17 protein-coding genes and 1 pseudogene are annotated in these 12,859 nt (G+C 38.1%); all 18 read right to left on the bottom strand.

From position 1 onward, the window contains the following. Positions 1–548: 548 nt before the first annotated feature. Entirely contained in the window at positions 549–1,016 is a 468-nt protein-coding gene (locus I6F45_RS20935; protein ID WP_165729444.1) for an SMI1/KNR4 family protein, read from the bottom strand. A 26-nt stretch (positions 1,017–1,042) separates the two neighbouring features. Then, a complete protein-coding gene (locus I6F45_RS21590; protein ID WP_331460687.1) occupies positions 1,043–2,554 on the bottom strand; it encodes an HNH endonuclease in 1,512 nt (503 codons plus the stop codon). Between the two features lie 301 nt (positions 2,555–2,855). After that, positions 2,856–3,200: an immunity protein YezG family protein gene (locus I6F45_RS20925; RefSeq protein WP_197161991.1), complete on the bottom strand. Its 345-nt coding sequence runs from the start codon at positions 3,198–3,200 to the stop codon at positions 2,856–2,858. Positions 3,201–3,220: 20 nt separating this feature from the next. After that, complete coding sequence (locus I6F45_RS20920) at positions 3,221–4,018, bottom strand: DUF7738 domain-containing protein (protein ID WP_197161989.1); 798 nt, start codon at positions 4,016–4,018, stop codon at positions 3,221–3,223. A gap of 47 nt (positions 4,019–4,065) precedes the next feature. Next, a complete protein-coding gene (locus I6F45_RS20915; protein ID WP_165729595.1) occupies positions 4,066–4,410 on the bottom strand; it encodes an immunity protein YezG family protein in 345 nt (114 codons plus the stop codon). 9 nt (positions 4,411–4,419) lie between these two features. Beyond that, positions 4,420–5,226 (bottom strand): PoNe immunity protein domain-containing protein, encoded by an 807-nt coding sequence (locus tag I6F45_RS20910; RefSeq protein ID WP_165729596.1) that lies wholly within the window; start codon positions 5,224–5,226, stop codon positions 4,420–4,422. A gap of 5 nt (positions 5,227–5,231) precedes the next feature. Continuing rightward, positions 5,232–5,978, bottom strand: a complete 747-nt coding sequence (locus tag I6F45_RS20905) for a PoNe immunity protein domain-containing protein (RefSeq protein ID WP_165729597.1) — start codon at positions 5,976–5,978, stop codon at positions 5,232–5,234. An 8-nt stretch (positions 5,979–5,986) separates the two neighbouring features. Further along, a complete protein-coding gene (locus I6F45_RS20900) occupies positions 5,987–6,280 on the bottom strand; it encodes a hypothetical protein (protein WP_165729593.1) in 294 nt (97 codons plus the stop codon). A gap of 199 nt (positions 6,281–6,479) precedes the next feature. Next, complete coding sequence (locus I6F45_RS20895) at positions 6,480–6,824, bottom strand: immunity protein YezG family protein (protein WP_197161986.1); 345 nt, start codon at positions 6,822–6,824, stop codon at positions 6,480–6,482. A 20-nt stretch (positions 6,825–6,844) separates the two neighbouring features. Further along, a complete protein-coding gene (locus I6F45_RS20890; protein WP_197161983.1) occupies positions 6,845–7,642 on the bottom strand; it encodes a DUF7738 domain-containing protein in 798 nt (265 codons plus the stop codon). Between the two features lie 47 nt (positions 7,643–7,689). Then, positions 7,690–8,034, bottom strand: coding sequence for a DUF600 domain-containing protein (locus I6F45_RS20885; protein WP_197161979.1), 345 nt, complete (start codon positions 8,032–8,034; stop codon positions 7,690–7,692). A gap of 67 nt (positions 8,035–8,101) precedes the next feature. Next, positions 8,102–8,578: an SMI1/KNR4 family protein gene (locus tag I6F45_RS20880; protein ID WP_165729586.1), complete on the bottom strand. Its 477-nt coding sequence runs from the start codon at positions 8,576–8,578 to the stop codon at positions 8,102–8,104. A gap of 85 nt (positions 8,579–8,663) precedes the next feature. Then, complete coding sequence (locus I6F45_RS20875) at positions 8,664–9,185, bottom strand: SMI1/KNR4 family protein (protein ID WP_165729585.1); 522 nt, start codon at positions 9,183–9,185, stop codon at positions 8,664–8,666. A 304-nt stretch (positions 9,186–9,489) separates the two neighbouring features. Beyond that, complete coding sequence (locus tag I6F45_RS20870; protein WP_165729584.1) at positions 9,490–9,885, bottom strand: immunity 22 family protein; 396 nt, start codon at positions 9,883–9,885, stop codon at positions 9,490–9,492. An 11-nt stretch (positions 9,886–9,896) separates the two neighbouring features. After that, positions 9,897–10,583, bottom strand: coding sequence for a hypothetical protein (locus tag I6F45_RS21485; protein WP_231609729.1), 687 nt, complete (start codon positions 10,581–10,583; stop codon positions 9,897–9,899). A gap of 369 nt (positions 10,584–10,952) precedes the next feature. Then, positions 10,953–11,300 (bottom strand): immunity protein YezG family protein, encoded by a 348-nt coding sequence (locus tag I6F45_RS20860; protein ID WP_197161976.1) that lies wholly within the window; start codon positions 11,298–11,300, stop codon positions 10,953–10,955. Positions 11,301–11,342: 42 nt separating this feature from the next. Continuing rightward, positions 11,343–11,867 carry a DUF4303 domain-containing protein gene (locus tag I6F45_RS20855; protein ID WP_165723053.1) on the bottom strand — a complete coding sequence of 175 codons (525 nt, stop codon included), beginning with the start codon at positions 11,865–11,867 and terminating at the stop codon, positions 11,343–11,345. A gap of 12 nt (positions 11,868–11,879) precedes the next feature. Beyond that, a pseudogene (locus I6F45_RS20850) lies at positions 11,880–12,859 on the bottom strand (AHH domain-containing protein); the annotation flags it as partial.

Raw genomic sequence — 12,859 nt, 5'->3', positions numbered from 1 at the left:
ATAAGGTGCGTTTTTTACAGGGCTGCCATCTTGATAGACATAAAGTAAATCCACTACGCTTGACGTTGTTGCAGCAATACCTGAGTCATTAATGGTTATATCACTAATACGGCTAATATTGACAGGGCTTGCGGTGCTTGGGCTACTGGATGTTTGTGGGCTGGTTATGTCGTAATCAACTGGGCCATCAAAGGTAATAAATGTGCCATCGAGTGTGAGTACGTTAGTGGCGGTAATATCAACATTACCTTGGCTGTCGAGTTTTATCTCGCCGCCCGCGTTGTGAATAATTAAATCGCCATTACCCGAGCCAGTAGGCGCATTAAGCTTTTACTCTTTAAGCGCAGCGCCTCTTAATCTCTTTGTGAATAACTCACTTAACTACCTTTTTGCACAAAGAGAAAGAAATGAGAAGTAAATGAGGGCGTTAACCATAAAAAGCAGCCATTATGTGAAAGGTTAGGCGCTCATTTTTAGCGCCTAACCTAACAACATCCGTGTTGTTAAAGAGCGGTATATACTGAAGTAGTTAATTTTAGTAAATAGAGTTATTCATCTGGGTCGTAAAGCTTTGCAATAAATTCATCGAAATCATCAGCAATTTTTACGATGCTTTCAGGTAATTGATTATTTATTGGATCAAAAGGAGATTTGTCTTCAAATTCGTGATCTTTATAAAATACTTGCCCATAAGAATCTTCTCTAGTTGAGAGTATAATAAAGTTACTCGAATGCGTATTAGCAATATAAATTAAACCTTGTGGCAATGAGTTATTTATTGGCTTATTTTTAAATGTAATATCATTTGTAACTTTTCCTCCTATACTAAAAAAAATTTTAATGTCATCACCTTGGAGTCTTAGTTTTTTTGCTTGAAAGTCTATTGCATACTTTTCTGGAACTCCTCCATTATTTTGCAGTAGAAAAAGTTTATAGAGTTCAGGTAGCTTGAGAGCGAGCTTTTCCTCAGCATTATTTACATCTTCCACTGAAATGTTTTTCTCTGATAGCGTCATAATTAAGCTCATTATAAATAGCCCTTCTATCGTGAAGCCGATGCCCCACCTTTATGTGTAAAAATATCATGTATCTCTTGATCAATTAATAACATCGATGATTGATCTCCATGATGATGCCATGTGAAATCTAATGGGGATTTATCTGGCCATTGCCCAACTCTGTCCCCCTTTATTCGTCTTTTTATTCCAAACCTTTCCGTCAAATACAGATCACCTTTTTGGCTTGACATCTTCTCCCATGCTTTTGAAAAATCACCAACTTCAGGTAATTCAATATACCTTTCTTTGACACCTGTCATATTTTCGATTTTTACATTAGCAATTGAATATTCATTAAAATCAGGATAACGAGCGCCGTCAGGTGGGCCTGATATATAGGGTATTTCAATATCAACTTGCCCTAAAGAAGATGTTTCCATATTTGGCCTACCATAAAGGATGGTATCAGTGAGTTCATCGTATCGAACCGTTCCCCCATTTTCGAGCCATTTTTTAAACTCAGGAGCGTTTGGTCCTGCATTTGTTCTTAATAAGCCATTTATATCCCTGAACTGCCCTTTAGTATTTAACTCAATTGGTTTTGCATTTACAAAGCTGTGAGCATGTTTTTGATTCTCTTGTAATCTCGCATCAGGTTTGTCAATGCGCTCAATTAACTTAGGCTGCTCAGGCGATACTGTGTGCGATATTGTTTTATCTAGCTGTTTGCGTTTAAGTATATCGGCCATATTAACCAGTGCGCGATTGGCGCTGGCAAGGTGTTTTGATTTACTCGCTGCAGAAGCGGCAACACCCACCCCGCCTGTTAGTATCGCTAATAATATTTCAAAGGCCATTACACCGGTTATACGTTGTTTATCTACGTACGAGTGGGCTTCAATATAGTCATACGGGAAGCGCGCGAGTGTATTGCGGGTGTCTTCATCGTCCATTAAGGCGAGTAATAATTCAAAGGCATCTGATAATGCACTGGTTGTTTTTTGGCTAAAGGCTAAAATTGTTTCAAGTTCGTGCTTAACCGCGTGTTTATCACCACTGGCAACGGCATCAATCATCCTAAAACAGGCAGAATACACACTGATATTGATATCTATACCCAATACGATTAAATCAGCGATACCCGTTACAAGGGACTTTGCGCCTTGATACAGGCCTGTTGCGCGTGCACCGGTTTCAATCATCCATTGGGTAAAAAAGTTTTCTTGCTCAAAAATAGCATCGCCAATAGCTGCTTGTTTGCGTATTCCATTAAGCATGGAGGTGAGATGTTGTTTAAAGTCGTTACGCAGTTGGATGAGTTGTTGTTCATCCGCTTGAGTGGTTGCGCGCAGCAAAACATCACTTTTACCTTGCGGTAAATTAGCCAAGGTGGCTACACCGTTTGCCAGTGAGCCGGTATGTTCAATGCCCTCATTATCGATAACGATATAGTCAATACCATCAACGGGTGAACCATCATCATAAAGATATTCAAGTTCAAGCTGAGCGAGTGAACCTGCGGATAGCGTATTGTCACCCAAATCAAACGCAGTCACTTGGCTAATACCGACAGGGCTTGCGGTGCTTGGGCTACTGGCTGTTTGTGGGCTGGTTATGTCGTAATCAACCGGCCCATCAAAGGTTATAAATGTGCCATCGAGTGTGAGTACGTTAGTGGCGGTAATATCAACATTACCTTGACTGTCGAGCTTTATCTCGCCGCCCGTAATGCTTATATTATTATGAGAAGTAAATGAGGGCGTTAACCATAAAAAGCAGCCATTATGTGAAAGGCTAGACGCTAATTTTTAGCGCCTAACTTCACAACATCCATGTTGTTAAAGAGCAAATTAATACTTAATGTGCTTGAACAGCGGTTATTACTTCTTCATCGTTATTATCGCGCTCAAAGTTTAAGTTAAACTGACCTTGACGAGTGATAGTAAAAATAGCGCGTTGCCAATCTTCAACTTCATTTTTAATAGCGTGGTCAAATAACGTTTTAAACAACGCAGTTATATTTTCATATACAGCAATTGCATGCTGTGTATCGTCATCTGGTTTAATAAAGAGTGCTTTGCATTTAAGTATATTGTTGTTTTCGCAATCTAAAATAAGCTGAGCTTCATGCCATGGCGCATCTATTTGCTGATAAAGGTACTGACCTAGGTGTTGCGGGATGTTTTTAATATTAGGTTGCATTGGCTTTCCTTAGCGTTTAGTTATTGAACAACGACTCGCTCAGCGACATTTTTAAAATAACGAGATGATAAAGACGGTGTGGCTTTTCTATCTTTTAGGTATTCCTCAGAAAAAAGTTTAACACGCAAAGTTAGTACTTTTATCTCATTTTTATTTTGCGGGTTTACATCTACTCTAATGCCAATTTCGCCCTCGTTAAAATAGGGCGGGGCCTCTTTATCGCACGAAAAACGTGAGCCAAAAATAGTGGGCATATACGCCTCACCAAAGTAATGGGGATTTTTTGGATTAAATGCATACAATTGATTATTTACTTTACTTATATCCCAGTTGCCTTTAATTACAGCCCCATTAACCCAAAGCGTTTGAGTAAATGGCGTTTTAGAGCGGGATTCGTTGGCCTCTCTCTTAATTTTTTTCATTTCTTCACCGTAAGTAACTCTAATATCATCTTCACTAAAGGCTATGGTTTCATTAAACTCGAACTGAAGTTCATCTGCTCTGTGTTTGCCAGTGCTAGAAAAAAGGCCGAGACCTATTTCATCCCAAAAGTAAACGTCGTTTGCTAAGTGAGTGACTCTGTCGTATGGGCCGAGTATTTTAACCCATTCATCAATGCTGGTATTAAAGACAAGTGATTGGTCTTTATAGGTTAAATTGCAGCCATTAACTTGAAAGTCACTTCCTTCAGGAGAGGCCGCTTGTATTTTTTCAGCGGGCGCTAATAATGCAGTAACGGTGCTCACTGTCACTTTATCGCACCCAGCTAGCGTTAAAGCGAGTGATATAAATATAAGTTGCTTAGTTAAAGTAGTCATAAACATCTCTAAAAAGGGTGGTGAAGTTTGATTGTGATTGATCTTATTTATTTATGTATTTCAACAGCAGCGATTGCTTCTTCATCATTATCGCGCTCAAAGTTTAAGTTAAATTGACCTTTACGCGTAATGGTAAAAATAGCACGTTGCCAATCTTCCGCTTCGTTTTTAATAGCGTGGTCAAATAACGTTTTAAATAATTCAGTTATATTTTCAGATACAGCAATTGCATGCTCTGTTTCGTCATCTGCTTTTATAAAGTGGGCTTTACACTCAACCACAGCATTATTCTCGCAATCTAAAATAAGCTGAGCTTCAAGCCATGGCGCATCTATTTGCTGGTAAAGGTACTGACCAAGTTGTTGCGGGATGTTTTTAATGTCAGGCTGCATTGGCTGTCCTTAACGCTCAGGTTTATTACGTATTAAATCATTGGCTAGCATTGGATGTGGCGTAAGTTGTGATTTGGTTATACCAAGTAAGTTTGCCACTAACGCATGCTCTAAACACCAGTAGCCAATGTAATAATCAGTATATTCAAATTCACAATCACATTCATGGTTGCCGTGCCAGTCTGCATCATCAAGTTGGGCATACCACTGAGATATAAATTGGTTTAACTTCTGTGCTTGCGTATTTTTATCAAGACTAAAGGCGTCAAACAAACACTGGTAAACATCAGGGTAATAGAGGGTCTTTGCCATAGGGCGCTGTGAATCACCGAGCTTTACGGCTATAGCATCAAATAATGCATCTTTACCTTGTTCACCAATGACATCAAGCGTTTTATTAATATGCTCAGTGGGCGCGTCGCAGGCAACTAGCAACGACAGCCACCAAAGCGTATAAATATAGCGATTTATATTCGCAGAGCCACACGCCTCGCCGGCGCCGCCAAGTTGCTCAAAATCAACACGGTAAAACTGATGGGGTTGTGGAATGTTATCAGCTACCGACGTGAGCTGTTCACGATAAGGTAAAATAGCGAGTACAAAAGGGCGTAATTCATCAATAGAGGCACCATAAGAATAATGCGCTACAGCACGCATAATCGCTAGTTGAAACAGTCTCTGAGCCACATCAACGCGCTGAGTAGGGGAGGTAAATACAGCGTCGTCGAGTGCGGCTTGTGTTTCAGTTAGCGCTTCATCAAGGTCACTAATAAGTTCGTGAAAATAGTCAGCGTCCTTACGGTTATCACGTAGCATTCATGTCATCCTTTAAAGTGAGCTAAATCTTTAGGGTAATACGGGTGGTCAATAAAACTGCTGTCGTCAATATTATAAAGTTTAACGACTAAAGCCGAACCCCAGCACCAGTAGCCAATGTAAGCATCCGTATCCATTAAATGATAATCAGGGCTTCCTTCGGCTTTATACCATGCATCGAGATATGCTTTCACTAATTCAGGTCGCTGCTCGGGTGACCCTTCAATAACGTTATATAATTTACCAAAACGTTTTTTGAATAACGGTATTGTTGCAGCTTGGCGTTCACTATCTCCCATCGCGATAGCAAGGTTATCGAGTAAAGCATCTTGTCCTTGATTAGCGATAAGCTCTAATGTTTTTAGGTAATAGTCTTCACCCATGGCCAAGCAGTAGGCAAAGGTAAGCCAAATAATTGTGCGTCTTAAATCATCTTCGTGTAACTCCTCCCAATCGATACGATTTTTTTGTTCATTTGCAGGTAAGGCGTCAGCATAGTCTTTTTGCCATTGACGGTATTTAAGTGCTTCAAGTAAATGAGGCTTAAGCTCAGTTAAATTGTCTCCGCGGGAGTAGCGTTCGTGAAGTAAACGAACTACATAATCAACCAACCCAAAAGATAATTTCATTTTAACTTCTGTAGAAAACTCTTTATTATGCTTAACATCATTTAAGTAATCATCGATAGTTTCTGTACTAAATTCTACTTGTTCATCAAAGTAGGCTTTACTTTTTAATTTATCTCTTAACATTTCTACTCCTAAAACCCTTGGGGTGTCCCAATGATATTACCTAGTTTATTTAGCTCTTTAACTAATAAATTACCGTCAGGTGTATTGCGAATTAGTATCTTTTCAACTGAGCCGTCATTTGTACGTATTGCTTTCAAAATTTTTGCTCGTTCTTTCCTACTTAGCCCTGCTTTTTGTAAGCGTTTATCAGTAACCCAATCATCACTCATTTGCTTGCCGTCTATGGCAAGCTGTGGCAGCAGTAGGTCGTATTGCCAACTTGTTGATATTTCATGAATAGTAAACTGACTATTTAATAGCACTTTTACTCTTTAAGCGCAGCGTCTCTTAACCTCTTTGTGAATAATTCATTTAAAATATTTTTTGCACAAAGAGAAAAGAATGAGAAGTAAATGAGGGCGTTAACCATAAAAAACAGTCATTATGTGAAAGGTTAGGCGCTAATTTTTAGCGCCTAACTCCACAACATCCATGTTGTTAAAGAGTGGGTTAAATTAATATTTAATGTGTTTGAACAGCTGCTATTACTTCTTCATCGTTATTATCGCGCTCAAAGTTTAAGTTAAACTGGCCTTGTCGAGTGATAGTAAAAATAGCGCGTTGCCAATTTTCAGTCTCATTTTTAATGGCGTGGTCAAATAACGTTTTGAATAACTCAGTTATATTTTTAGATACAGCAATTGCATGCTGTGTTTCGTTATCTGATTTAATAAAGTGGGACTTGCACTCGATCGCATTATTATTATCGCAATCTAAAATAAGCTGAGCTTCATGCCATGGCTCATCTATTTGCTGATAAAGGTACTGACCTAGGTGTTGCGGGATGTTTTTAATATCGGGTTGCATTGGCTTTCCTTAGCGTTTAGTTATTGAACAACGACTCGCTCAGCGACATTTTTAAAATAACGAGATGATAAAGACGGTGTGGCTTTTCTATCTTTTAGGTATTCCTCAGAAAAAAGTTTAACACGCAAAGTTAGTACTTTTATCTCATTTTTATTTTGCGGGTTTACATCTACTCTAATGCCAATTTCGCCCTCGTTAAAATAGGGCGGAGCCTCTTTATCGCAAGCAAAACGTGAACCAAAAATAGTGGGCATATACGCCTCACCAAAGTAATGGGAATTTTTTGGATTAAATGCGTACAGTTGATTATTTACTTTACTCATATCCCAGTTACCTTTAATTGCAGCCCCATTAACCCAAAGCGTTTGAGGAAATGGCGTTTTAGAGCGAGATTCGTTAGCCTCCCTTTTTGTTTTTCTCATGTCTTCTGAGTAGGTATTTTTAATATTTGTTTCACTAAAGGCTATGGTTTCATTAAACTCGAACTGAAGTTCATCAGCTCTGTGTTTGCCAGTGCTAGAAAAAAGGCCGAGACCTAAGTCATCCCAAAAGTACACATCGTTTGCCAAGTGAGTGACTCTGTCGTATGGGCCAAGTATTTTAACCCATTCATCAATGCTGGTATTAAAAATCAGTGATTGGTCTTTATAAGTTAAATTGCAGCCGTTAACTTGAAAGTCACTTGCTTCAGGGGAGGCCGCCTGTATTTTTTCAGCGGGCGCTAATAATGCAGTAACGGTGCTCACTGTCACTTTATCGCACCCAGCTAGCGTTAAAGCGAGGGATATAAATATAAGTTGCTTAGTTAAAGTAGTCATAAATATCTCTAAAAAGGGTGGTGAAGTTTGATTGTGATTGATCTTATTTATTTATGTATTTCAACAGCAGCGATTGCTTCTTCATCATTATCGCGCTCAAAGTTTAGGTTAAATTGGCCTTGACGAGTGATAGTAAAAATAGCGCGTTGCCAATCCTCAACTTCATTTTTAATGGCGTGGTCAAATAACGTTTTGAATAATGCTGTCATATTTTCAGATACAGCAATTGCATGCTGTGTTTCGTCATCTGGTTTAATAAAGTGAGCCTTGCATTCAAGTATATTGTTGTTTTCGCAATCTAAAATAAGATGAGCTTCAATCCACGGAGCATTAATTTGTTGATAAAGGTACTGACCTAGGTGTTGCGGGATGTTTTTAATATTAGGTTGCATTGGCTTTCCTTAGCATCATAAATGAGTTTTAAATTGAATGATCAAGCATAAAGTTTGTAAATATGTGTTAGCCGAAAGGCATCGCATCAAGAAACTCTTGGAAATTATCAAAAGCCTTGTAAAAAACAGGCGATAACTCTTCAGACTCATTATGATCCCATATTACTACTTTAGGATTTATTGCATCTTCTTTGAAATCTAGGCATAAAAAATCACCACCAAAAAGGTAAGCAAAAGGTAAGGTCTCGGCTCCAACCAAGTCTTCGTTATCTGTAAGTCTTTCCTCAATTTGAGCCATTACGACTTTAACTTCGTATTGCTTAAACTCATTACCGAGCTTTTCATCTTCTGAAACTATTAAAAACCTTTCCAATACGCGCTCTTCAGAGTTAATTTTTATAGTAATTTTATCTGGGCATCCACCATTAAATTCTAAAATAAACTCCCTGTAGCTAATCGGTAAGTTAATATTAAAAAACATTTCTAATGAATCTAACTCATCATGTGTAATTGAAACTCTTTTTTTTAAATTTAATTTTTTCATAGTTTTAGGGTGTTTATAATGTCGAGTTGCATAGGCTGTCCTTAGCTGTAGGTGCATGTATTATTAAATGGAGCATTTTTAAAAACTAAAAGTCTAAAAATGAGTTAGCAGAATCAATCTCTTTTTGCGCCATATTTGCATTGTCAGGCTCTAGATTAGAGAGGAAGTTATCAAAATTAGCAAATACTTCAAAAAATTCATTATTGTTTTCGCTGCTTTCGTGATCCCAACAATAAACTTTCATATTTTCTTTATGGATGCATAATTGGTCACCACCGCTACTTTCACCAAATATAAAAAAACCTTCATCATTCAATTGTTTATACATGCGATTCTTTTTTACAAGGTTATTATCACTATTTTCTAGACCATAAACTATTTCAAATGGCAGGTACCCGTCATTATTTGTATAAGGAGTTTTCTGAAAGGGGATGATCTTTGCCCCATTGTTAAAAATAATGGAAGAGTCAAATCTTGATAGTAATTTTTTTAATTCTTTTGGCAAAGCAACTTTAAACTCATGCTCGACATCCTTTATTGTTGTGACCTTTTCACTACTTATATAAAGCGCTGAAGCATCTAGGGCGGTGATTAATTTATCAATCATTTTAAATTCCTTTCCTTAAATCAGAAGCAGCTCCAATGTGTAGTTACCATGTAGTTTTGTAGGCACAAGCTGGATTAATGTACCACTCGAATGATGTGGAGTTAAACCAAGTTTTTAACAGGTTTTTTACCGCATTCTTACTTTTAAGACCTTTCTGTTTAGCTATATACACATAAACGGCATCAAAGTCAGCTGAAGTACCATCTAATTGATTTGGTTTAAAATTGATGGAACCTTTAGACCAAGGTGAAAAGTCAGGTCTATAATTTAAAAACTGAATAGTTACTATCTAATAGGTGTTTGATTAATCTTCTTTGTATGGAAAGGCTCCGATAAATAAGGGGTCTGGTGAAATAGTTCGATTGACTTTTTCTGGGTTATAATTAAAGTCGTATTGTAGGGTGACCCATTTAGCAGAATTAATATTCTTTCTTTTAGCAGCTTCAACAACCAAATCAATAAAGGAGTTTGAATATGACATATTGTGTATTAAAGATGTTATATCGGTATCTTGAAAATCAAAGCACTCACCTTCTTGACTTGATATATCATAATAACCTACACCGCAAAGCTCCTGTAAAACGTCAGTCTCTTCGTCATTAGTCAAAGGTTCAATCCCTAACCAGACAGAAACAATACCTTCCTCTTCGAAACCTTGTTCATAATAATCAACTTCATTCGAGTAATCTACTTTAGACACTTGATATTCCTTTATTGATGAAAACCTTCTGGTAAGCCATTGTAACCGCCTTCGATCCATTTTTCAGCCCACGAGAACATATTTTTTTTATAATCATCTAAACTATTAGAGTTTTGAATTATCTTTTGAAGCTCATTGTGTACGCGTTTAGAGTTTGGGGATTTTGAACCTTTTAAGCCAGTTGAATGCTTCCACCCCTTGGCTAACCCACCTTCGTTCAAGGCTGAGATTGATATTGCAAAATCATTCTGTACTTGCTTGGCATTAACTCCCCACTTACTCCACTGAGGCGCTTCTACAACCATTAAAAACTCGTGATTACCGCGAGCTCCTCTAAGGCCATCAGAAATTTTACTTTTTAGGGCTTGTTTTTTATACATTTCGGCTAACTCTTCTGGTGTTCTGGAGTCAAACCACTTATTGAAGCTTCCTGAATCGAATGTCGGGATATCACTAACTTTCAAATTTGAAAGATTGAATTCTTTTTTACTCTCAACCCCTTTTAAATCATTTCCTTTAGGCGCATCTAATTCATTCGCAACGCTCTTTTTAGGTTTACCCACAATACCGGTGCTTTTCGGTGGTTCGAATTCATCAAGGGCTTTGTTTACGCGACTGCCAATTTCACTGGCTGCGCCTTTAACGCCTTGGTCTATTTTAGGTGCTATTTCATCAAGCTGTTTAATGGTTGCTTGCATACCGTCTATGGCAAGCTGTGGCAGCAGTAGGTCGTATTGCCAACTTGTTGATATTTCGTGAAGCGTATCGCGCAGGCCTTTTATAAAGGCTTTTACTTCGCTGGCTGCTTGTTTACCTAGGTCTTGCCAATTTATTTTACGTAAATACTGAACGGGGTCGCCTTTACCTACTTCCTTTGGATAAAAAGTCGTAACACTGCAATTGCGGCTTCTATTGTGTCGCCGCTGTTTTTAACCACCACTTTACCGACGCTTTTTTACATTGGAGTATTGAGGTATTTATATTAGAAATAATAGGCCAGGGCGCTAATGTCTAAACAAAGCGCCCAACCAACATCCGTGTTGTTAAAGAGCGGGTTACATTAATATTTAATGTGTTTGAACAGCGGTTATTACTTCTTCATCATCATTATTATCGCGCTCAAAGTTTAAGTTAAATTGACCTTTACGCGTAATGGTAAAAATAGCGCGTTGCCAATCTTCAACTTCATTTTTAATAGCATGGTCAAATAACGTTTTAAATAACTCAGTTATATTTTCAGATACAGCAATTGCATGCTGTGTTTCGTCATCCGTTTTAATAAAGTGGGCTTTGCACTCAAGTACATTGCTATTTTCGCAATCTAAAATAAGCTGAGCTTCAAGCCACGGTTCATCTATTTGTTGATAAAGGTACTGACCTAGGTGTTGCGGGATGTTTTTTATGTCGGGTTGCATGTGCTGTCCTTAGCGTTACTTTTGAGAGAGAAACTGTTTTAGCTATAGAGTATAAATCCAACTTTCAAATTCTTCAGCCTCCTCTATGCTGTTAAGTTCTGAGATCCAACGTACTTCTTCTTTTATATCCTCATTTCCAATTACAGAAAAAACTATTATTGGGTTTTGTGCAAATGAATTAAAAAATCCAGATTGATGAACATTGATTAGTGCCTCAACAATACAGTTAAAGATAATGTTTCTATGTTTTGATTTTTCGGAACTGCTATTGGCTTTACTACTTAGAAAAAATAGTTCCTTAGATATTTCATTAAAATGTTTTGCTCCTACACCTTCAAACTGCCATTCTCCTGGGCTCCACTTATAATAAGTTGCATCACTTGGATCATCACTTATTAATTCATTTAGATAATCTTTAGTATTTGCAGAAGGGGCTACAGATGCTGCTTCAGAGTCACTATATAATGCGAAACTATAAAAATTGGACTGCCCATGATTTGCTTTTAGTTCTAAGCAACAATCTTTAATAGCCGATTCAATTTTTTTTCTAAGTAAAGGCATATCCATGAATTTCTCTCTTTAATAAAGTGTATGTATAGTATCGTTTGCAAAATGCTTTTTGATTTCTTGTAAGGCTTTAATTATTGACTCTTTTGATGGGCTGTTTTGCTCAACTTTAACTAAGTAATCTCTGACAGCTTTTGCTGCTTTTGTACTATGGTTTTTGTTCGGCGCCCATCCTAAGTTTTCAGGCCCTTTGTACCAGTCTATATCATACCTTTCTACAATATCTTTACTTTCGTCAAGATATTCAATCATTTTTTTACCCCGCCCTTTTTTAAATATAGAATGATGGGCATGCGGGTTCTGCATACTTTCAGGTGGTTCTCCTGCGCCATATTTTCTTAGTAGTTTACCCCAGCTTGGTTCTGTTTCACCTTCCACAGGACCAAATTTTCTATTTTTCACTGCGGCCCCTTTTAAATCATTTCCTTTCGGCGCATCTAATTCATTCGCAACGGTCTTATTAGGCTTACCCACAATACCGGTGCTTTTCGGCGGCTCGAATTCATCGAGGGCTTTGTTTACGCGATTGCCAATTTCACTGGCTGCGCCTTTAACGCCTTGGTCTATTTTAGGTGCTATTTCATCAAGTTGTTTAATGGTGGCTTGCATGCCGTCTATGGCAAGCTGTGGCAATAGCACATCATACTGCCAACTTGTTGATATTTCGTGAAGTGTATCGCGCAGGCCTTTTATAAAGGCTTTTACTTCGCTGGCTGCTTGTTTACCTAGGTCTTGCCAGTTGATTTTGCGTAAATACTGAACAGGGTCGCCTTTGCCTAGCTTACGTAACACTGCAATAGCGGCTTCTATAGTGTCGCCGCTGTTTTTAATCACCACTTTACCGACGCCTTTTACCGCGGAGCCGAGCACTGGCACTAAACCTATCGCGGTGAGCGTAAAGGCAATCCAGCCATCACTGTCGTTGGCTTTATCGTCATCAGTCAGTAGCATTACATTGGCTAAAATATCCCGCACGTCCATGACTTGGTCAA

It is taken from the genome of Pseudoalteromonas sp. SWYJZ19, assembly GCF_015864375.1.
Lineage (GTDB): Bacteria > Pseudomonadota > Gammaproteobacteria > Enterobacterales > Alteromonadaceae > Pseudoalteromonas > Pseudoalteromonas arctica.
This window is presented reverse-complemented; position numbering and strand designations above follow the sequence as displayed.

Bases quoted from the DNA above. Each gene is read 5' to 3' on its own strand.
- I6F45_RS20935 (WP_165729444.1), bottom strand. From the start codon at position 1,016: ATGACGCTATCAGAGAAAAACATTTCAGTGGAAGATGTAAATAATGCT.
- I6F45_RS20925 (WP_197161991.1), bottom strand. From the start codon at position 3,200: ATGCAACCTAATATTAAAAACATCCCGCAACACCTAGGTCAGTACCTT.
- I6F45_RS20920 (WP_197161989.1), bottom strand. From the start codon at position 4,018: ATGACTACTTTAACTAAGCAACTTATATTTATATCACTCGCTTTAACG.
- I6F45_RS20915 (WP_165729595.1), bottom strand. From the start codon at position 4,410: ATGCAGCCTGACATTAAAAACATCCCGCAACAACTTGGTCAGTACCTT.
- I6F45_RS20910 (WP_165729596.1), bottom strand. From the start codon at position 5,226: ATGCTACGTGATAACCGTAAGGACGCTGACTATTTTCACGAACTTATT.
- I6F45_RS20905 (WP_165729597.1), bottom strand. From the start codon at position 5,978: ATGTTAAGAGATAAATTAAAAAGTAAAGCCTACTTTGATGAACAAGTA.
- I6F45_RS20895 (WP_197161986.1), bottom strand. From the start codon at position 6,824: ATGCAACCCGATATTAAAAACATCCCGCAACACCTAGGTCAGTACCTT.
- I6F45_RS20890 (WP_197161983.1), bottom strand. From the start codon at position 7,642: ATGACTACTTTAACTAAGCAACTTATATTTATATCCCTCGCTTTAACG.
- I6F45_RS20885 (WP_197161979.1), bottom strand. From the start codon at position 8,034: ATGCAACCTAATATTAAAAACATCCCGCAACACCTAGGTCAGTACCTT.
- I6F45_RS20880 (WP_165729586.1), bottom strand. From the start codon at position 8,578: ATGAAAAAATTAAATTTAAAAAAAAGAGTTTCAATTACACATGATGAG.
- I6F45_RS20875 (WP_165729585.1), bottom strand. From the start codon at position 9,185: ATGATTGATAAATTAATCACCGCCCTAGATGCTTCAGCGCTTTATATA.
- I6F45_RS21485 (WP_231609729.1), bottom strand. From the start codon at position 10,583: ATGCAAGCAACCATTAAACAGCTTGATGAAATAGCACCTAAAATAGAC.
- I6F45_RS20860 (WP_197161976.1), bottom strand. From the start codon at position 11,300: ATGCAACCCGACATAAAAAACATCCCGCAACACCTAGGTCAGTACCTT.
- I6F45_RS20855 (WP_165723053.1), bottom strand. From the start codon at position 11,867: ATGGATATGCCTTTACTTAGAAAAAAAATTGAATCGGCTATTAAAGAT.